This window comes from Paraburkholderia sp. XV (assembly GCF_020177535.1).
GTDB classification, from domain to species: domain Bacteria; phylum Pseudomonadota; class Gammaproteobacteria; order Burkholderiales; family Burkholderiaceae; genus Paraburkholderia; species Paraburkholderia caribensis.
In genome coordinates this window covers 20126-40446 of record NZ_JAGUUD010000015.1, presented here as the reverse complement: position 1 = coordinate 40446, position 20321 = coordinate 20126, and the positions used below count along the sequence as shown (strand labels likewise).

The 20321-nt window shown below is 60.7% G+C and carries 17 protein-coding genes and 4 pseudogenes; 8 read left to right on the top strand and 13 right to left on the bottom strand.

Features of this window, described 5'->3' with window-relative positions:
- Positions 1-3 precede the first annotated feature (3 nt).
- Entirely contained in the window at positions 4-717 is a 714-nt protein-coding gene (locus KFO72_RS10870) for a DUF4396 domain-containing protein (protein ID WP_225032033.1), read from the top strand.
- Between the two features lie 129 nt (positions 718-846).
- Positions 847-1173, top strand: a complete 327-nt coding sequence (locus KFO72_RS10865; RefSeq protein ID WP_225032032.1) for a four-helix bundle copper-binding protein — start codon at positions 847-849, stop codon at positions 1171-1173.
- A gap of 293 nt (positions 1174-1466) precedes the next feature.
- Here KFO72_RS10865 and KFO72_RS10860 read toward each other — a convergent pair.
- A pseudogene (locus KFO72_RS10860) lies at positions 1467-1724 on the bottom strand (SET domain-containing protein); the annotation flags it as partial.
- A gap of 290 nt (positions 1725-2014) precedes the next feature.
- Here KFO72_RS10860 and KFO72_RS10855 point away from each other — a divergent pair.
- Positions 2015-2284: pseudogene (locus KFO72_RS10855) on the top strand (HU family DNA-binding protein); the annotation flags it as partial.
- Positions 2285-2531: 247 nt separating this feature from the next.
- Here KFO72_RS10855 and KFO72_RS10850 read toward each other — a convergent pair.
- From KFO72_RS10850 to KFO72_RS10835, 4 genes are all read right to left on the bottom strand, one after another.
- Positions 2532-2804 (bottom strand): hypothetical protein, encoded by a 273-nt coding sequence (locus KFO72_RS10850; RefSeq protein ID WP_225032031.1) that lies wholly within the window; start codon positions 2802-2804, stop codon positions 2532-2534.
- Positions 2805-2886: 82 nt separating this feature from the next.
- Positions 2887-3153 carry a DUF1488 family protein gene (locus KFO72_RS10845; protein ID WP_225032030.1) on the bottom strand — a complete coding sequence of 89 codons (267 nt, stop codon included), beginning with the start codon at positions 3151-3153 and terminating at the stop codon, positions 2887-2889.
- A 186-nt stretch (positions 3154-3339) separates the two neighbouring features.
- The gene (locus KFO72_RS10840) at positions 3340-3663 is read right to left on the bottom strand and encodes a type II toxin-antitoxin system RelE/ParE family toxin (RefSeq protein WP_225032029.1); all 324 of its coding nucleotides are present in this window, start codon (positions 3661-3663) and stop codon (positions 3340-3342) included.
- Complete coding sequence (locus tag KFO72_RS10835) at positions 3660-3887, bottom strand: type II toxin-antitoxin system ParD family antitoxin (RefSeq protein WP_225032081.1); 228 nt, start codon at positions 3885-3887, stop codon at positions 3660-3662. The genes KFO72_RS10840 and KFO72_RS10835 overlap by 4 nt, the downstream gene beginning before the upstream one ends.
- Before the next feature lie 212 nt (positions 3888-4099).
- Between KFO72_RS10835 and KFO72_RS10830 the strand changes: the two are divergent.
- A pseudogene (locus tag KFO72_RS10830) lies at positions 4100-4648 on the top strand (transcriptional regulator); the annotation flags it as partial.
- An 87-nt stretch (positions 4649-4735) separates the two neighbouring features.
- Here the strand turns inward: KFO72_RS10830 and KFO72_RS10825 are convergent.
- The 8 genes and pseudogenes from KFO72_RS10825 to KFO72_RS10790 all read right to left on the bottom strand — a co-directional run bounded on the left by KFO72_RS10825 (position 4736) and on the right by KFO72_RS10790 (position 15760).
- The gene (locus KFO72_RS10825; RefSeq protein WP_225032028.1) at positions 4736-6334 is read right to left on the bottom strand and encodes a cytochrome c; all 1599 of its coding nucleotides are present in this window, start codon (positions 6332-6334) and stop codon (positions 4736-4738) included.
- 18 nt (positions 6335-6352) lie between these two features.
- Entirely contained in the window at positions 6353-8125 is a 1773-nt protein-coding gene (locus KFO72_RS10820) for a GMC family oxidoreductase (RefSeq protein ID WP_225032027.1), read from the bottom strand.
- 50 nt (positions 8126-8175) lie between these two features.
- Complete coding sequence (locus tag KFO72_RS10815; RefSeq protein ID WP_225032026.1) at positions 8176-8886, bottom strand: gluconate 2-dehydrogenase subunit 3 family protein; 711 nt, start codon at positions 8884-8886, stop codon at positions 8176-8178.
- A gap of 1131 nt (positions 8887-10017) precedes the next feature.
- The gene (locus tag KFO72_RS10810) at positions 10018-10197 is read right to left on the bottom strand and encodes a hypothetical protein (RefSeq protein ID WP_225032025.1); all 180 of its coding nucleotides are present in this window, start codon (positions 10195-10197) and stop codon (positions 10018-10020) included.
- Between the two features lie 553 nt (positions 10198-10750).
- Positions 10751-11269, bottom strand: a pseudogene (locus tag KFO72_RS10805) (DUF4142 domain-containing protein).
- 108 nt (positions 11270-11377) lie between these two features.
- Positions 11378-12964, bottom strand: a complete 1587-nt coding sequence (locus KFO72_RS10800; RefSeq protein WP_225032024.1) for an efflux transporter outer membrane subunit — start codon at positions 12962-12964, stop codon at positions 11378-11380.
- Between the two features lies 1 nt (position 12965).
- Positions 12966-14561, bottom strand: coding sequence for a DHA2 family efflux MFS transporter permease subunit (locus KFO72_RS10795; RefSeq protein WP_225032023.1), 1596 nt, complete (start codon positions 14559-14561; stop codon positions 12966-12968).
- Positions 14558-15760 carry an HlyD family secretion protein gene (locus KFO72_RS10790; RefSeq protein WP_225032022.1) on the bottom strand — a complete coding sequence of 401 codons (1203 nt, stop codon included), beginning with the start codon at positions 15758-15760 and terminating at the stop codon, positions 14558-14560. Before KFO72_RS10790 ends, KFO72_RS10795 begins: the two co-directional genes overlap by 4 nt.
- Positions 15761-16216: 456 nt before the next feature.
- Here KFO72_RS10790 and coxB point away from each other — a divergent pair, with 456 nt between their 5' ends.
- From coxB to KFO72_RS10770, 4 genes are read left to right on the top strand one after another with little or no spacing between them, the layout of a single operon-like run.
- Positions 16217-17221: a cytochrome c oxidase subunit II gene (coxB, locus tag KFO72_RS10785; RefSeq protein WP_225032021.1), complete on the top strand. Its 1005-nt coding sequence runs from the start codon at positions 16217-16219 to the stop codon at positions 17219-17221.
- A gap of 10 nt (positions 17222-17231) precedes the next feature.
- Positions 17232-19232, top strand: a complete 2001-nt coding sequence (gene ctaD, locus KFO72_RS10780) for a cytochrome c oxidase subunit I (RefSeq protein WP_225032020.1) — start codon at positions 17232-17234, stop codon at positions 19230-19232.
- A gap of 1 nt (position 19233) precedes the next feature.
- Complete coding sequence (locus KFO72_RS10775; RefSeq protein WP_225032019.1) at positions 19234-19854, top strand: heme-copper oxidase subunit III; 621 nt, start codon at positions 19234-19236, stop codon at positions 19852-19854.
- Entirely contained in the window at positions 19851-20321 is a 471-nt protein-coding gene (locus KFO72_RS10770; RefSeq protein ID WP_225032018.1) for a hypothetical protein, read from the top strand. Before KFO72_RS10775 ends, KFO72_RS10770 begins: the two co-directional genes overlap by 4 nt.

Below are 20321 nucleotides of genomic sequence, written 5' to 3'. Positions count from 1 at the left end.
CCGATGATTTACGGAACCTTCCCACCTTGGCCGAATACGCTATCGGCAACGTGGATCATTTTGGGTGCGATCTGTGCCGTTGCGATCGTCGTTGATGAAGTTCGACACCCCCAGACAATGTGGATCATGAAGGTCGTCTGGCCCCTGACAGCGTTGTTCGGCACAGTCGTCTGGTTTGCCGCCTACTACGCGTGGGGACGAAATACCGTGGACGCCAGCCTGAAGGCCGACGGGCAGCCGTTCGCCGCGATGGTGATGAAAGGGACGAGCCACTGCGGTGCGGGCTGTATCCTAGGAGACATCATTGTAGAGTGGTCGGCTTTTGCCTTCCCCGCCTTGGCGGTCTGGTTTGGTTGGCACACGGTGTTTAACGAAAAAACGTTTGCCATCTGGATCCCCGATTTCATCGTCGCCTTTCTGCTCGGCATCGTCTTTCAGTACTTCACGATTAAGCCAATGCGGGGGCTGTCGATAGGCGCAGGTCTGGTGGCGGCCGTCAAAGCGGATATCGCGTCGATTACTGCATGGCAGTTGGGCATGTATGGACTTATGGCCATCATCCAGTTCCTGTGGTTCAAGCCGGCCTACGGGGGAATCGCGAAAGTTGCCAGTCCAGAATTCTGGTTTGCCATGCAGCTCGCCATGCTCGCAGGATTTGCGACCAGCTACCCGGTCAACTGGTGGTTGATCCGTTCTGGCGTAAAGGAAAAGATGTAAATCTACTTCTGCGGCGTGCGGGATAGATCCTACCAACTAGGTGAGGTTTGCGATTCCGGGTACGCGTCATGCGGCGGTCAAGAGACCGGCAGGAAGGCACGGAAAATCATAGACATTGCGGAGGACCAGATGGCACTCGAGAAACAGCAATCTTGCATTGAAGCCTGTGACGAATGCGCTAGCGCTTGCGACCATTGCGCAGCCGCATGCCTTTCGGAACAGAACGTTTCCGAAATGGCTGAATGCATCAGGTTGGACATGGACTGTGCGGACATATGCCGCCTGGCGTCCGCTGTCATGGCTCGCGACAGCAGTCGTGCAAAGGAAGTTTGCGCGTTATGCGCGTCGATATGCGATGCGTGCGCGGCTGAGTGCGACCAGCACCAGCACGAACACTGTAAGCAATGCGCGGAGGCCTGTCGCCGTTGCGCAGAAAAATGTCGCGCTATGGGATAGTGAGCCGGAATTCGATCGTGAGCACGCCGCGGAGGAGAGGATTTAGAGCAGGGACGCGGACAGTTCGACTAGGCGTTACACCAGATGGTAGTCGTCTCGCACAGTCGGCCGTTGCGGTTCTGAAATCGGCCGCCGAGGCGAACCGGATGAGTGGCGGTAACGAGTTGCGAAGGGGCATCCAGCAACGCCGGCAAGGGTCATTCGGTGCAGCCGACGTCAACCGTCTGAAAAGCTGAGCATGGTTTGCCGATATCCGGGTGAGTGACGGCGGCACCTATACTGTTGCCCGATCAACGATTATCCGACCCGACTGCTTCGCAGTTCAGTGCGCATGCGTGATTCAGGAAGCGTGCGCTGTTGCCACCGCGACTGCACATCAATCACGCGACCGTCCGAGAGTCCGAAGACGAAAGTGTGGCCAGCGTGGCGCGCTGCGGCCTGCCTCCGGCTGTGTACTCGATAAGCCGCTCGCCGGCCGCGATGGGGCGTACCGTGAAGAGTCCCTTGCCGTGCACCCACGAGCGTCGTGCGGATAGGCGTCGCTGTTGCATGTGTGAAGCCCGGTTGTGTGTGTGATTAATCATCGCGGTTCAAGATTCCGGCGCGAAGCAGACCGCTCTGCCCGTGCAGACTCAACGCCGCTCGGCAGGTGAGCGCAACTAACTGTCTGATCAACCGAACGACCAGTCCAGCTCCGCCAAAAATCCTGCCGACAGTAAGGGGGCTTCAGACGAACGGGTGCCTCGTTTGAACTCGCGGGTTGCCGGGCCAGCGCACGTGCGGTCGGTCGCGTCCGGTCCGCCAGCATCGAGGACGTAGTTGCTTCGGGGGAGGCATACAGATGAACAAACACGAGCTGATTGATGCAGTTGCGGCGACGGTGGCCGCAAGCAAGGCCAGCACGGGCGAGATCATTGACGTCAATCTCGAGGCCGTGATGGCGGCGGTAACGCGTGGCGAAACAGTCCAGCGGATCGCATTCGGCTCGTTTTAGACAGGTGCCCGCGCCGAACGCACTGGTCGCAATCCCTCTACAGGCGAAACCATCACCATTCCGGCGGCGAAGACGGTCAAGTTCACCGCAGGCAAGGCATTCAAGGACGTTGTCAATGCCGGTAGACCGGCCGGACGTGACGGACGAGCCCGGATAACGCGGCAAAGCGGATCGCCTGACCGCTTTCGGCCGTACGGCTTGCTCTGTTGGCGGACTCTATGTGGTGTGGACAGATCCTAGAGAAGCGGGTATTCGTGACTTTTGATGTGTGTTGAAGCCCACCGTCGCACAGGCTGTGGGCATTTTTTTGTGGCGAGGATTTCTCAGGAAAAACTTGTAACGCATGTCGGGCTACGAAGCCTGTCTACGTACACTGCAGCCTCGCAGCCCAGTGGCTGTGAATCTGCCCAACGAGTGGCACGCGATAGTCGAGACGCCCGCCATTCGTGAAGAGCGATGCCACGGCTTTCTCGGTCGTGAGTTCGAATGTCACGAGAACGTCGGGTGCCAGGTCGACCGCCATGCGGACGATGTTGATACGGTCCCGCCATTCTGGATCGGCGCCGTTGGCGCGCATCCAGACGAGCGAGAGTTCGACCAGATGATCCGTCCTGAGCCCGTGACTGGTGCGTGCCATGGCCACAAGTTCGCCGACTACGAGGTAACACAGCATTTCTGCCCGAGCTTCGCGGTCGAAAACTATCGGCATGGTTACACGTTCATGGGCGCGCAAAATCGGCGGCTGTCAGTTCAAGGTGGGTGGCTGGATGCGTAAGCACCTTTCGCTCGGCGATCGCGCGGATACGTCCGTAGCCATCCCGGAACGCACGGAGGATTCTGATGTCGTCGGCGTGGGGTTCAAGCCAGAAGCAGTCCTGCAGGGCCCTGATCGTGACCACGCATTCGACCATCCCTCGAGGACCAGGAAAGAAGAACGAGACGCCGCGACCGGTGAGCACCTGAGGGGTAACTGCAAGCGTGTCCATGGGAATCGGCAGGGAATGCGATAGAAGCGGATGAGTGATTGTTGCACACAGAATGTGGCATGAATATCGGGATACCGTTTCACTGCTCAATGTGTCTCGCTCCGGCCGCGGTAATCCCGAAAAATCTCACCATACGGGGCCGCGCACGCGTCAGATTAACGTACGCCCGACTCCGTTTGTCCGCCTTTACCCGTTCTGGTTGAGCAGCCACGTCGGAATAACACGTACGGCATTAATCACGCGCCATATTTCAACGTGATCATCACGATCCACGTAAAAGACAAGGTGCGGAACGCTTAAGTGGCCATGACCGGAGTCCGGGCAGGTCGAGTTCGGCGTAACATGGAGATCCAGGTCGGGATTTTTGCCTGGTTTCTGGGAGGCCTCCTCGACAGCAGCGATGAATCCCAGCGCAGCGGCCTCCGAACTCTCATCGAAAAGGTAATAGTCGATCTCGGTTTCCAGATCCTGCTGCGCCTGTCGGGTCGGAACGACAGGTTTCGACTTCATTTACGCGCGTTACACACGTGAGCGCGCAGTGAGTCGAAATACCGTGCATCGACAGGCGCTATCGCGCCCGATGCCGCGCCGTCAAGCATAAGAGCACGCAAATGCTGCCGCTGCTGGTCGCGACGGATGAGTTCGCGGACATATTCGCTGCTGGTGCCTTCGCCCCGCTCGCAGACCTGTTCGTCGACGAAGCTTTTCAGCGTGTCCGGAAGGGAAATGTTCATCGTCGTGAAAATCAGCATAGCAGATTTGCCAAAGCGCAGTTCTTGTTCGGGCAGGTGCATGGCACTGTAGTTTTCGCACGCAGTTCGCCGATCGTCCGTGGGCAAGCTTCGTGTCTGCGGCTCAAGGCGGATGGATAATATGGTGAAGTTACTTGAGCATCTGCGCCCGGCGGCATGTTCGCGCTTGGGAGCCGTTGCTGCGGGCCACGGAGCGCGTGGAGAGAGTCAGCGACGTCAATCCGCGGTTGCAGCGCTTTCTCGATTCGCGGCCATCCAGTCCTGCCATCATCAAGAACGCGATGTGGGACGTGGTCGCGTGGAATCGCGCGGCCACCGTCGTGCTGACGGATTACGGCGCGCTGCCGCCCGACGGGCGCAACCTGTTGCGCTTCCTGTTCACTGATCCGCATGTGGGTGCGAAGCAACACGACTGGCCCAGCGTCGCACGCTTTGTGGTGGCTGCGTTCAGAGCCGTTGTCGCGCGAGCCGGGCTCGTTTCGGAGGCGGGTGCACTCGTCGAGGAACTCTGCAGCCGCAGTGCCGAATTCGAAGCTCTGTGGCGCGAGAACGGCTCGCACAGCCATGCCGATGGCGGCGCGAAACGTCTATCGCACCCCACGCTGGGGCCGATCGAACTCGAGTATTCGGCGTTCTCGGTGGATGGCCGACCCGACCTGGGCATGATCGTTTATAGGCCGTTGGATGCCGCCACCGCACAAGACATCAAAGCGCTCGCGGAAAGTGCGCCGCAGACTGCCTAAGGCGCAGAAGCCGCTCAAGCCGCTCAGAGCACTGCCCCGATGTCGGCCTCGTCAGCGTAGACGGATCTGCCCGTCGCCAGCGCAATGTCATTGACCCGGCGCGACGCCGCTCGAAAACGATTCGGCGCTGCGGCCCGGCTCAGCGCGCCGCAGGTCGCGCTGCATCGGCGCGGTAAATCCTGCGGCTTGAACGGGTTCGGCCTTCTCGCGCATCTTTGCGACGTCGGTGGCTGATGCAGGTCCGCCGCGGTTGCCCCACGCGGTCTGGATGAATGTGACGACTCTGGCAATTTCGTCGTCGTGCAGCAGGTTTGCATAAGGTGCCATTGTCAAAGACGAAGGCGCGGTGGCTGTGCCCGGCTGTGCGCTGCCCGACAACACGATATGAATCGCAGACGTGGGGTTATGAGTCTGCAGAACAGGATTGCCCGCGAGAGCGGGGAACGCCTTGCCGTAGCCTGTGCCGTTGGAGCGGTGACAAGCCGCGCAGCGGTCCAGATAGATGCGCGCGCCTTCGTCCGGCGGGCGTCCGTGGTACATCGCGTCGGCAATGCGCGGATCGTAGGCGTAGGTGGGCGCATCGCCAGCGTGTGGTCCCAGCGACTTCAGATACAGGGCGATGCTTTTCACGTCGTCGGTAGTGAGGTATTGCGTCGAATCGACCACTACATCGTTCATCGCACCGAATGACGCGGTGCCTTCGGTGCGGCCGGTTTTCAGGAACCGCACGATGTCGTCGGTCGACCAGCGCGCCAGTCCGCCGCCGTGTTCGGCGCGCAAGGACGGCGCAATCCATCCGTCGATTGAGCCGCCTCCAGATAGATAAACGCTGCCGCCCGCATCGTCGAGCGCCTTCTCCTGCAGCGTGATTGCGCGCGGCGTGTGACAACTGCCGCAGTGGCCGAGCCCTTGCACGAGGTACGCGCCGCGGGATACTTCCGGCGACATATGCGGCGACGCTCGGAATGGCGCGGCATCCGGCGCGAAGGCGGCCCGCCACAGCTTGAGCGGCCATCGCATCGACAGAGGCCACGGAATGTCGTTGTTGCGGTTCTGCTGGGCGACGCGTTGCAGGCCATGCATGAGATACGCATACAGCGCTTTCATGTCATAGTCGGTGAGACGCGCGTAGGACGGGTAAGGCATGGCCGGATACACGACATAGCCCGATTTGACTTCGCCGTGACGCATCAGCCTGGAAAAGTCGTCATAGCTCCAGTTGCCGATGCCGTAGCGCGGGTCCGGCGTGATGTTCGTCGAGTAGATGGTGCCAAGCGGCGAGCCTATTGCCAGTCCGCCGGCGAACGGCTTGCCGCCTTTTGCGGTATGACAGGCAATGCAATCGCCAGCACGTGCGAGATACGCTCCACGCGCGACAAGCGGGTCGGGCGCATGACCAACGGCGGCCTGCGCGGCAAGCGTCGCGTCCGGGGGCGGGGTCTTCATCACGGCGGCGGGCGGCGAGGTTTTGCCCGTCAGCGCGGCCGCAGGATCGGCGGAGTTCGGCTGCTCGGCGCGCGTTCGCCGGTCGACGGACGATTCACCTGGCCCGCTCGATGAGGCGGATCCGGGCGAGATTGGTGCGGTTGCGTTGGCAGGAATGGATGCGGGGTCGGCGCGCAAATAGCCGGGCAGCCCCGCGACGGCGGCCGCATATACCATCGCGACGAGGCGTGGACGGTTCATGACTGCACCTCCGCGGCGCTACATCAAAGGGCGCGGATCACGCAGGTATTGCTCGCGGATCGCTTTCGCCGACCAGTAGGCGAGTGCGGTTGCGAGGCCGGTCGGGTTGTAGCCGATGCCTATCGGGAACACGCCGGAACCCACCGCGAAAACGTTCGGGACGTCCCAGCTCTGCAGGTAGCGGTTCAGCACGCTGATGGACGGATCGGTACCCATTGCGACACCGCCGGCCCAGTGCGTCGTCTGATAAGGACGAACGTCGAAGTGATCGCCGATATTCTTCACGCTCACATTGATCGACCGCGGATTCATCGCGCGGGCGACTTCGAGCATCTGCGTGGTCACGTAGCGGCTCATCCGTATATCGTTGTTTTTCCAGTCGAACGTGAAGCGCAGCAACGGCATGCCGAAATGGTCGCGATACGTCGGGTCAAGGTCGACATAGACGTCGCGGTACACCATGTTCGCACCGTGCACGTCGAACGACGCATAGTTCAGATACGACTCCTTGACCGCTTTCTTCCACGCGCTGCCCCATCTGGGCGAGCCCTTCGGCGTGGCGATTCCCGAAATAGGCTTGGCGCCCGCGGGATTGCACCATACCGGAGCCCCTCCGACGAAGTTCAGAGGGCCATGATCGAAGTGGTCGCCGTTGAAGTCGTCGAGCGCGACGCCGTTGCCGCCGGCGCCGATGAACATGTTTGTGTTCTTGCCGGGTGCAAAAAACATCTGCACGGTCGACATCGTCTGGTATGCAACATTGCGGCCCACGACACCTTTGCCCGCGACCGGATCGTAAGGCGTACCAATGCCCGACAGCAGAAAGAGCCGCGCATTGTTGTAGGCGAACGTGCTCGCAATCACAATCGACGCGGGTTGATGCACGGTGTTGCCGTTCGCGTCGACATACGTGATACCCGTCGCCTGCTTCCTGTCGTTGTCGAGATCGATTCGGCTGACGAAGCACCGGTCGCGCAGTTCAAACTTCGGCTCGCGTCGCAAAGCGGGAAGGATGTTGACGTTAGGCGACGCCTTTGAATAGTTGTAGCATGCGAATCCCGAGCAGAATCCGCAAAACGTGCATGGTCCCATCTGGCAACCGTAGGGGTTAGTATAAGGCGCGGCGGCATTCGCCGATGGCTCGGAGAACGGATGCAGCCCCGCGTCGCGTGCCGCGACCTTGAAGAGGTGTGCGGTGTAGTGGTCGGCCTGCGGCGGCAGCGGGTAATCGGACGAGCGGCTTGCCTCGAAGAAATTGCCTTCGCCAGTGACCTGACCATTGATGCAATAGGCCTTGCCAGATGTGCCCATCATCTTCTCGACGAAGTCGAAATGCGGCTCCAGCTCTTCATACGTGACACCCCAGTCCTGAATCGTGATGTCGTCGGGAACGAAGCGCTTGCCGTAACGTTCTTCGTAATGGCTTCGCAGGCGCAGTTCTTCGGGCAAAACCCGCCACTGCTGACCCGACCAGTGCAAGCCCGCGCCGCCCACACCTTCCCCCGGCTTGAATGCGCCGATCTGCCGGTAAGGTAGCGCCACATCCGCAATCTTGTGGCGAAACGTGAAGGACGACATCGACATGTCCTGGAACAGCTTCCAGCGCTGCAGGTAGGTGAGTTCATCGATGGTGTCGGGATATGCGCCGTCGGGGTAAGTGTCGCGATAATGTCCGCGTTCAAACGCCACCACGCTCAGACCAGCCTCTGTGAGTTCTTTTGCCATGATGGCGCCGGTCCAGCCGAATCCAACGATGGCAACGTCGATGGCCTTCATCGTGGTATCGCTCATATAGCTTCCTTTCTTGCAAACATAGCCGTGCGGGACGGCGTCGTGACGAATCAGCGCCGGGAGATAGGCGGAAGCGGATATTTCGCGCCGTACTGGCGAACCCAGTCCATGTAGTCGGCGCGCGCGCCCGGGAAGCCGATCATTTGCCAGGCTGCCATGTCGCGATTGCCGCCGTGCACCGGGTCGCAGAAATAGCCCTCATATGTGTTCTGCAGCAGCTGACTGAAGAACACACCCGACGGCGCGCCCGCCAGTGTCAGCTTGTCCTGCTCGAGTCGCACGAGCAGTCCATCGCGCTGCGCTGCGTCCAGAGATACAGTCGCGCCACCGTGGTTGTCTGCGACGTACTGTTCGAGATCTTTCAGCGCGAGCCGGTAGAGCTCGCGCGGTGCGTGCGGCTGTTGATAGCCGAACTCAGGACCCGCATCGGGCACGAAGGGTCCGTGCATATACCACAGATGTCCATGGCCGTATGGTGTGTTCATCTGTCGGTCGATGAACTCGGGGACACCCGCTTCGATTGCACCGGGGCCTTCGTTGTCTGCCGGTATCAGCCGATCGACGAGCGCGCTCAGGGAGTTCCATTCGTCCGGGCGGAAGTACTTCGGTCGATAGCCACTTTCGGTGGAGCTTGCCGCGTCGGGGTCCCCTGCGGAATGTGCCCCTCTCGCGACAGCGGCTGCACCCAGAACAGCGGGGACGGTTAAGGCAACAGTGCGCACGAAGGCCCGCCGGCCGGGCGAGATTTGCAAGGTCTTCATGGAATCTCCCAGCTAGAGGGCTGCGTGATCGATGCACACGGCGGGAGCATCCGGCATGCCGTGAACCGCGTGATTGCGACTGAGCATCTGCCTCACTCTATGGGCACGCTGCAGATCCCGTTCAATGGCGATGTCTCGCATATGCATGACCGGCGGATCGCTGTAATAAGTACACGCTGCGTCGTATTTTCTCCAATGATGTTCGTTGAGTCGAACGGTCGATGCGATAGATGCAATGGGTACTGATGCGAGGCGAGAGGCAGAAGATCGACAGAAGGCAGGGAGGAAGAGATCGCTGTCGCGAGCGCCTGCATGACCGGGCATGTGCTGATGCCTCCAGTATCGACGGCGCATGTCGGGCGATGCGTCAGCCTACCGAATGTCTCAAACCTCCCTTGAAGTCTTCTGAACCGTCCAGATGTCAGCCCTTTGGTACGGGTGCACGCAATCGGGGCGGCGAACAAGGCAAGCGCAATTTTCTATCAGGCATCCAAGTTATTAGGACTTGCTCAAATCGCCGAAAATTGGCAATGCCGACGTGCGATCCGGGCTCGGCGTTCATCCCAGATTTGCGGAAATGATGTAGCAGGCGACGGAGCCGAAGGGGTGAGTTTCCCAAATAGCCCCGCTTTTTGCAGCTTGGGAAGCCAGGCTCACCGATTGCCGCGACTCGACATCAATTGTGCCAGACGACGTTGGAATACGGTGTCCCGCGTGGCGTGTGTGTAGGCTTCGCCGAGATATTGCGACTTCTGGAATGCCTGATGCTGGGCGCTGCCCGCTGTGAGTCGCAGTTGTGCATGGATGCCTGACCACGCCGTGTCTTCCTGCTCGAGAAGTGTGTGAGCTACTGCGTGCGTCCCGCACGACGACGGGGCTTGGCCGCCTGGCGTGCTTGCTGCTCTCTTTTGTTACGGATGGCACGATGAGAGGCGACCCTTGATTCCATTTTGATTATTCGGCGGCGCCCGGGCAAATTCAATTGCTTTGCATTCCTGAAATTCTACCATTTGAGAAAAGCGTTTCGAAGCGTTCGCCCCGCTTCACGGCTGCCTCCCTGTAGCAGTATGCGCAGTTTCGCCCGCATTTCCTCAACCGGCAACACACTTAACTGGATCAAAGCGACTGTCTTCACTCCCACTCGAGCCACCCAAGATAAAGTGGGCGAGCATCGCCGCCGAGCAGCTCGTCGCGCACTGGCATCAGGCGCGTCATCCACCCCGCACCACCCATCTCCTCGGGGAAGCGGACGTGTTCGCCTGAGCTATCGTTGAAGGACCCGTCGAGGATGCGCCAGTCATCGACATCCATGCCCTCGAACGCTTTCTCGAAACGAGAGCGCCTCAGTGATATTCGTTGACGAAGCTTGAGGCGGTAATCGTGGCCCGCGCGGAGAAACTGCGCAACTCCGCCCGCTAGGCCGCCGCGAGCAGCTGGTCGACGCATGCAAACTCGTCGTATTGGCATTCACTCATGCCGCACGCAATGTGTTGGGCGAAGGAGCGTCAAATCGAAGGCAGCCTGCGTATGGCAGAAGAAAAAGATGGCAGCAAGCAGATCGAGCGGCTGATCGAAAACGCTTCTGAGCGGCATTTCTACCGGTACCGATCGAATCAACGCCGATGGCGGTGCGCAACTACTCCGCGGAATCTCGGCCCGAAGGTTCCTCGGAAGACACTCGCCTCGTCGTCTGGTCCGCGCATTTTGAAACGACGTTGGATGGTGAAGATGTGCGAACGAACGCGTCGTCATCGAACGGGGAAGAATGTCTTCTTCCGCCGTTGTCGCTTCAGGTTCGACACAAGGTAAAGCAGGTCCTCGATCAGCACGGGTTTTCTTCAGATGCGCGTCGCGAGTTATTGCGCTACGCCTTTTTCGCGGCGAGGTCCTGCGCCATCTGACAGTGTTTCTGAATAGTCGGCAGGGTATCCTGCGCGGACTTCTCGAGCTTCGGATCATGGCCTTCTGCAATCTCCTTCTGGAACACAGCGATCGCTTCCTTGCGCCCCTCTACACCGACCTTCGATATATACGCCTAGTCGATCGCCTTGCCTTTAAGCGTTTCAGCGGCCCGAGGAGTATCCGAATTGTCCTTCGGTAATGTCACGCCGCGCCGGGCTGCCGTTTTCAGCTGGCTTGTCAGTTTGGAATGGTGGAGCATCATATGATGGACCAAAGACTTCACATCCTTGTCTTCAGAGCTTGCCGTGGCGAGTTTGGCTGCATCGATTTTAATCGATGACGCCATCGACGCCGTCTGCACAAAATCCTTGTCTGACTGCGCCAACGGATCCGTGGCTGTGGTCTATGCGGCTTCGGCTTGTGCGGTAGCGAGCGGAGCGATGGCGAGCGCACCAGTCAGTACGATTGCGCCAGTCGTCACAAGTTTGAGTTTATGGGTTTTTCTGCCTGTTTCATGAACCTGACATGCAGCAAGCGGCGCACCGCGGGATATCGCCCGTTTGCATCGTGCGGCCGGCTGTTTCACGCGTCAGCGTGGCGACAAACGGCCGATCGCCGTCTCCTGCCAGCCGCCGCCGAGCGATTTATAGAGCGCGACGAGATCCGTCGAAACCTGCATGGTTGCCTGAGCCTGCTGTTGACGCGCCTGGGACAATTGACGTTCCGCATCGAGCACGTTGATGAAGCTGACCAGGCCCTTCCTGTAGCTATCGCGGGCAAGATCGAAGGCGGCCTGCTGCGTAACGACTTCGTCAGCAAGCGCATTCTGGTGTGATTGGTCCGTGCGATAGACGGCGAGCGCAGTGTCGACATCGCGCAGCGCGCCCAGCACCGTCTTGCGATAGTCAAGCGCGGCTACGCGTTGCTCGGCCTTCGAGAGCTGCAGGTTCGACACGAGCGCACCGCCCTCGAAAACGGGCAGCGACACCGACGGTCCGAACGACCAGAACAGATGCGACCAGCGCGCGAGATCGCGTGCGTTCGTGGACCGCGTGCCGATCTGCCCGGTCAGCGCCACATCCGGGAAGAATTGCGCGACGGCCACGCCCACGTTTGCGGTGGCTGAATGCAGTGCGGCTTCCGCACGGCGGATGTCCGGCCGGCGCCGGGCGAGCGTCGATGGCAGTCCGACGGGAATCGTTGGGGGGCCGGGCGGAATCGCCGACGGTGCTGCCAGTTCGCTGTCGAGCGCGCCGGGCGCCGCGCCGATCAGATATGCAAGGCCGTTCATCGCCTGCTCGATCTGCTGGTCGTATTGTGGCAGTTGCGCACGGGTCTGCGCGAGTTGTGCGCTCGCGGTTTTCACATCGAGTTCGCTTGCAAGGCCGACGCGCGCCTGGCTCTGCGTCAAGGCGACGATCGTTCCCTGTTCGTCGACGAGACTCGACGTGACGGCGCGCAGCGTCTGCGCGCCGCGTAGCTGGATATACGTTTGTGCCACTTCCGCTTCGAGCGAGACCAGTGCATCGTTGCGACTCTCCTCCGCGCCTTGCACCTGCGCGTTCGCCGATTCGACCGAGCGCCGCACGCGCCCGAACAGGTCCAGTTCCCATGACGCGTCGAAGCCAGCCTGCCACAGATTGATCGGCCTGGTGATCTGGTTTAGCGCGCCGTTGGCCGCCTGCTGCACCTGTGTGCCAGTTCCGGGCGCGATCGTATTGATGGGTGAGTCGGGTGCGCCAAGCCGGTTCACATCGTCGTACACGCCTTGCGATTGCAGAAAGCCCTTGGCGCCGAGCTGCTCGCGCGTATAGCTCGCCGTCGCGCTGATGTTGGGCAGGCCATGTGCGGCTGCACCCTGTACCTGCGTGCGTGCCTCGACGATGCGCCATACCGCCTGCTGCAAATCCAGATTGCCCTGCATCGCGCGCGCGATCAGGCTCTCCAGCGTAGGGTCGTTGAAGCTGCGCCACCAGTCCGGGTCGGGGTCTGCATCGACGGTGGGAACCGAGACGGGTGAAGACCGTGCATCAGGCTTCACCGCGCTCTGCTGGATATCGTGCCATCCATCAGGCGCATCTGCGTCGGGTGCCTTGAAATTCGGCCCGACACTGCACCCGCTTGCGGCTACAGCGATGGCTGTCGTAAGCATCAATGGGCGGAAGGCCAGTCGCATCTCAGTGTCCCCCGGCGCCGCCAGACGCTTTTACAGGCGAGAACAGCATGGTGATCGGCGCACAGGCAAAGCAGAACACGGCGAGGATCGCAAACACGTCCACGTAAGCCAGGATGGTCGACTGCTGGACAAACGTCTCGTACAGCCGGCCCATTGCGGATTGCAGCGCCTGCGGCGTCGGCGCGCCGTTCAGCGCAGTGATCGCATGCGCATTCTGCTGCAGCGCGTCGTTATAGTTCTGCGACAACGGCGACATGTGCACGCTCAGGTGTGCCATGCGCGCTTGTGTCCGCTCGCGGATCATGGCCGTCGACAGCGAAATGCCGATCGATCCCGCCACGTTGCGAAACATCGTGAATAGCGCGGATGCGTCATCGTTCAGGCGTTGCGGCACGGTCAGATAGGCGAGTGTGGTGATCGGCACGAACAGAAATCCGATTGCCAGCGATTGCGCGCTGCGCATTTTCACGAGCGTGATGTAGTCGACGTCGGGCGTAAGCGTGTGCGAATAGACCAGCGCGCAGCCGAGCAGAATAAAGCCCGTCATCACGAAGAAACGTGTCTGTATGTAAGGCATCAGCTTGCTGATGATGGGAATTTCCATCGTGATCAGCAGCGCACCGGGCGAGAGGACCAGTCCCGCGAGCATCGCGGTATATCCGAGCTGCTGCTGTGCGAGTTGCGGCACGAGCACGGCACTGCCATACAGGATTGTCGCGAATGCGGCGATACAGATGCATCCGAGTGCGAAATTACGGTCTCTTAGACACGCAAGGTCGACAACCGGCTTTTTCGCGTACAGCAGCCAGAACGCTGCGCCGACAATCCCTGCCACGGCCAGCACCGCAAAGGTACAGATAAAAGGTGACGCGAACCAGTCTTCATCCTCGCCGCGATCGAGCATGACCTGAAGGCATCCGAGGCCGATCGTAATCAGCGTAATGCCGATATAGTCGATCGACACCTTCGTGCCCGGTTTGTCACGCCACGGTGGATCTTCGACAAGCTGCATCACGGCAAGCGACGTCAACACGCCGACGGGCACGTTCAGCAGAAACACCCAGCGCCACGAAACATTGTCTGTGATCCAGCCGCCGAGCGTTGGCCCCAGCACAGGCGCCACGACGATCGCGACAGCGGAGATCGAAAATGCGCGTCCGCGCTGTTCGGGCGGAAAGGTGTCGAGGATGATCGACTGCTGGTTAGGTTGCAGACCGCCGCCGAAGAACCCTTGCAGCACACGAAAAATGATCAGTTGCCCGAGGTTCGTCGCCACCCCGCATAGAAACGAGAAGATCGTGAACGCGACGATGCAGATGAGGAAATAGCGTTTGCGACCCAGCATGCGGCCCAGAAAGCCGGAAATCGGCAGCACGATGCCGTTCGCCACGAGATAGGACGTGAGCGTCCAGGTCGCCTCGTCGTAACTCGCCGACATTGTGCCCGCGATATGCGGTAGCGCGACGTTCACGATAGTCGTGTCGAGCACTTCCATGAATGCGGCGAGCGTGACGGCGATCGCGATAAACCACGGGTTCGCTGCGGGCCGCCAGTTCGACTGTGCACCACCGTTGTTGGCGGATGGGTTGTCCGTCATCGGAGATATACCTTCGGTGCGACGGACAGCCCAAGCCCAAGCGGCGGCTGGCCCTGCGGCATCTGGCTGTCGATGATGATTTTCACCGGCACACGCTGCACGATCTTCACGAAGTTGCCGGTCGCGTTCTCCGCCGGGAATGCAGAAAAGCGCGAACCCGAACCGAGCTGCACGCTATCGATATGGCCTTCGAGATCGAGCTTCGGGTATGCATCAACTTCGATCTTCACCTTGTCGCCTGGGCGCATGCGTTCCAGTTGCGATTCCTTGAAGTTGGCGGTGACCCAGACACGCGGCGTTACGATCGAAAAGAGCGACACGCCTGCCTGAAGGAAGGTGCCTAGCTGCACGTTACGCTTCGTGACCCACCCATCCGAGGGCGCGCGCACTTCGCAGTAAGACAGATTCAGCTGGGCCTGCTCCAGTTGCGCCTGAGCCTGTTCGACCTGACGGCGGCGTTCTTCGACCGTCGCCTGCGCCTGGCGGATCTGCTGCGGCACGAGGCTAGCGGTTTGGGCCTGCGCCTGTGCCTGAGTAACGCTGGCGCTTGCGCTGCGCCATTGCGCATCGGCTGTGTCGACGTTCTGTTGCGACGTCGCGCGCTGGTCGACAGCGTGTTGCCGGTCGTAGGCGGCCTGCGCCTGTCTGAAACTTGCCTGCGCCGACGAGACCTGCGCTTTGGCCTGCCTGTATTCGGCAGGGAAACGCACGCGCGCAATGTCGAGCTGCACCTGTGCGGCGTCGAACTGAGCTTTGACCAGTCCCAACTGCGCCTGCGCGGCATCGACCTGTGCCTGGTAATCGCGTTTGTCGATCACGAGCAGAAGCTGGCCGGCATGCACATACACGTTGTCGTCGATTGCGAGATTGACGACATAGCCCGAGACTTTCGGTGCGAGCGTGATCGCGTTGCCGTCGGTGTAAGCGTCGTCGGTGCTGACTTGGTTGCGGGTGGCGAACCACCAGATGAATGCGATGATCAGCAGCACGACCACAACGACAGCCAGAATGATCAGCGGCAGTTTGCCGGGGCGTTTGCGCTCGCCCGATTTGCCGTTGCCGTTATCTTTTCCGTTGTCACCATGTTCGTCGTTATCGCTCGTGTTCTGGCTGCTCTGAGGCGATGCCGGATCCTTTGACTCGCTAGCGTGGCGCGGCGGTTCGTGTTCATGTTCGGCTGAGCCTGGATGGGCGGACATAGATTACGCCAGAAAAGAATGAGTGGTTGGGAGGAGACGGCGTTATCAATGCCGCCTGAATCGCGTCGTGGAATTCACCGCCTCTGCGTGGCGAATTTCTCCAGTTAGCACTTAACGTGCCGCTCTTCGCACCGTACGGGCGCTCGGGAAACCACCCGACGCTGAGCCCGCCCCCGCGTTCCATCGCGTGTAAATAACGCACGTTGTGACGTAAATCGGGCGATGACCTCCTGCTCGGATACCCCGGTTTACACGGAAACGAACGACTTTGCGGTCTTCTTCCTTTCGGTAAGCATTCATTCGAGCACGACTGGGGTCGAGCCCGTTTCTTGCTGGAACAGGCGGGCGCGCGTCGCGTCACGAAGGACCAGATGTTGAATGTCGGAGTGCAATGGAATGCGTCTACAACCCGAAGACATCGCTCGTGTCCGTGTAGATACTGCGTTGGCCACGAGAATGGCCGCGTCCGTCGCGCTGACATTCGCGCTGCAGGCTGCAACTTGCGATGCATCGGCCGCGCCCCTTGATTACTTTCTGCTCGCGCATGGCCCCGCCGCAGAACCGTCGATGCATCTGGGATGGGCGCTCACTGCATTGTCGACGTCGGTAATCGCGATCGTTGCGCTGCTACTCGCGATTGCGATTTTCCGCCACCGGCATGCGCCATCCAATGAGCGTTTCGCGCAAGGCGAAACGGTCGCGCTGCGCTGGATCTATGCCGGTACGGGCGTGTCGTCGGTGCTGCTCATCGCAGCGCTTGCCTACACGCTCGTCACGCTGGATTCGGTGGCGGCGCCACCCCGCGCCCCGGCGCTCACGCTGACCGTCACGGCTTATGACTGGTGGTGGAAGATCGACTATGACAACTCAGCCGCAGGCCCGGCCGTCGTGACCGCGAACGAGATCCACATTCCTGTCGGCGAACCCGTAAAGATCATATTGAAGAGCGCCGACGTGATTCATGCCTTCTGGGTGCCGCAACTTGCAGGCAAGACACAGACGATACCCGGTGAACCCAACGAACAATGGATTCAGGCCGATTCGCCGGGCATCTATCGCGGGCAATGCTCGCAGTTTTGTGGCGCGCAGCATGCGCATATGGCTTTCGAGGTGGTTGCACAGGATCGCCCGGATTTCGATGCGTGGCGTCGGCAGCAGGCGCGGGCCGCGGCATCCGTTCCCGCTGGAATCGCGACACACGGCCAGCAGATCTTTCAGGAACGTTGCGCGGGTTGCCATGCAATACGCGGCACCGACGCGCTGGGCGTGCAGGCGCCCGATCTTACGCACCTGAATTCACGCAGACTGATAGCGGCAGGCGCACTAACCAACACGCCCGCGAATCAGCTCGACTGGATTGAGCACGCACGGCGCATCAAGCCCGATTCGTTGATGCCAGGCATCGCGCTGACGACGGCCGAAGCGACTGCACTGTCCGCGTATCTTGCAACACTGCACTGACACGAGACGCATGACCGACATGGTGAATTCATCATCGACCACGACGCCACAACTTGAGCGAACGCTGTTACGCGGCGAGGTTGTCCCGGGCAGTGCCGACGAGCGACGGCTGCGCGAACTGTGGGAAACGCCTGCTGGCTGGCGCGGCTGGCTCTCTACAGTCGACCACAAACGCATCGGCATCCGGTATATCGTCACCGCGTTCATCTTTCTGATCGCAGGCGGGATCGAAGCGCTGATCATGCGTGTGCAACTTGCGCGTCCGGACAGCACCGTCCTCACTCCGGAACAGTACAACCAGCTCTTCACGATGCACGGCGTGACGATGATCTTTCTCTACGCCCTGCCCGTGTTGTCGGGCTTTTCGAACTACCTATGGCCACTGCTACTCGGCTCTCGCGATATGGCGTTTCCGCGCCTCAACGCGTTTTCATACTGGATTTTTCTGTTCGCGGCGGTCTTCCTGTATGCGAGCTTTCCGCTCGGGCAGGCGCCCGATGCAGGCTGGTTCAACTATGTGCCACTTTCGAACCTCGCCTACGACACGGGTCCGAACATCGACGTGTACGCGCTCGGGATGCTGCTGCTCGGCATTTCGACAACGGTGGGTTCGGTGAACTTCGCCGTGACCTTGCTGCGAATGCGCGCGCCCGGCATGTCGCTCGATCGCGTCCCCGTGCTGGTGTGGGGCACGATGACCGCTTCATGCGGCAACCTCGTCGCGGTGCCGTCCGTGAGTCTCGCGTTTCTGATGCTATGGATGGATCGCCGCATCGGCACGCATTTCTTCGACGTCGCGAACGGCGGACGGGCGCTGCTGTGGCAGCACCTGTTCTGGATTTTCGCGCACCCATGGGTCTACGTCGTCGTGCTTCCTGCCATGGGTATTGTCTCCGATGGGTTGCCTGTGTTCTGTCGCCGGCCACTGGTTGGCTACGGCCCCGTCGCCCTGTCGACCATCGCGACGATGCTGATCGGGTTCGTCGTCTGGATTCACCACATGTTCGCGACGGGGATTCCCGCACTCGCGCTGTCGCTATTCGGTGCGGCAAGCATGGCGATTTCGATACCTAGCGCTATCGCGACATTTGCGTGGATCGCGACGATATGGACGGGACGTCCGGTGTTTCGTGTGCCGTTCTATTACTTTGCGGGATTCGTCCTGCTGTTCGTGATCGGTGGCGTATCCGGTGTAATGACGGCATCGGTGCCGTTCGACTGGCAAGTCACCGACACTTACTTCGTAGTCGCGCATCTGCATTACGTGCTGCTCGGCATCAATGTATTTCCTGTTATCGGCGGTGTGTATTTCTGGTTTCCCAAGTTCACGGGGCGCATGATGAGCGAGCGCATCGGTAAGCTCGCGTTCTGGATCATGTTCATCGGCTTCAACGTTGCATTCTTCCCGATGCACATCGCGGGCTTGCTCGGCATGCCGCGTCGCATCTATACGTATGCGCCGGATATGGGCTGGAGTACGGTGAATCTGGTGACGTCCGCGGGATCGTTCGTGCTGGCACTCGGCATTCTGGTTTTCCTGTCCGACCTGCTTTACAGCCTGCGGCGGGGCAAAGTGGCCGGCGCCAACCCGTGGGATGCCGGTACGCTCGAATGGTCGACGCCATCGCCACCGCCAGCCTATAACTTCGCGGTCGTACCGGCTATTGCGAGCAGGCATCCATTGTGGGAGGGACGTATCGAAGACGAAGGGCAGAACGGCGGGCGGTCCTCGTTGCGCGAAGGCTTTATCCTCGATCATGGCCGCGAAGCGCTCGGCACGACCGCGCTCGAAGCACGACCGGACGTGATTCTCAAGATGCCCGAGGACTCGTACATACCTTTTCTACTGGGTGTCTTCGCGACGCTTTTTTTCGCCGCGCTCGCAATGCTGGCGTGGTGGGTTGCAGCGACGATGCTGCTGGGTTGTGCGGCGTCACTCGTTGTGTGGCTGTGGCCGGAGCGCGGCCTTATCCAGCGCGAACCGCGGCGCGTGCACGAGGCAGGGCGCTGACATGAGCGAAATGATGCATGACAACGCACTGCCGGAACGCCTGCCCGTAGGCAGCGCCGGGCAGCGCTCGGGCGGATGGTTCGGCTGTCTCGCGTTGATCGTGACGGAAGGGTCGCTGTTCGGCTATCTGATTTTCTCGTATCTGTATCTCGCGTCGCAAAGCGGAAACATGTGGCCGCCCGAGGGGCTGCCGAAGCTCGGACTGGGCCTCGTCAACACGGCGATCCTGTTGTCCAGCAGCCTATTCGTGTGGCTGTGCGAGCGAAACGTCAAGCGGCGGCGTTTGCGTCGGGCGGTGGCGTCGATGAGCATTGCACTGCTGCTCGGCGTGGCTTTTACCGGCATCCAGTTCAAGGAATGGCGCGACCACCCGTATGGTCTGACGACGCATCTGTATGGTTCGCTATACTTCACGATCACAGGCTTTCACCTTGCCCACGTTGCGGTAGGTCTCGTCGTGCTCGCCTTGCTTCTGTTGTGGACAGCGCTCGGCTATTTCGACGCACGCCGCTGTCTCGCGCTGACCATCGGTGGACTGTACTGGCACTTTGTCGATCTTGTGTGGCTGTTCATCTTCAGCACGCTCTACCTGTCGCCGTATGTGTTGAGAGGTCGCGGATGATGGGACCGACGACACCGGCACGCGATGAAGACGGCAACAGAGGAGGCGAGGACGGCACGCTCCAGGACACCGCACGCTTTCGCTCCTGGCGGCTTCTGCTCGGCACGCTCGCGACACCGCTTGCGTGGGTCGCGCAGATGTTCATCGGCGAAGTGCTGACGACGCGCGCCTGTTCGCTCGCCAGTGCAGGGCGGCCGTCCGGGCCGCCTGCGTGGGCGATGTCAGCGCTCATCGCGTTGAGCGTCGGGTGCTTCGTGCTTGGCGTGGCGGGCGTCGGATTCGCGTGGCGCACCGTTGTGCTCACGCGCGCCCGCCGATGGCATGCGCTGGACCGCCGCACGCGTCGTGCCGTTGAACTCGAGTGGTTCCTCGCAAGGGTTAGCGTGTTGTCGAGTGCGATGTTCATGTTCGGACTGTTGTCGACCGACCTCGCGGTGATCATTGTCGCGCCGTGCGGTCGATGGTGA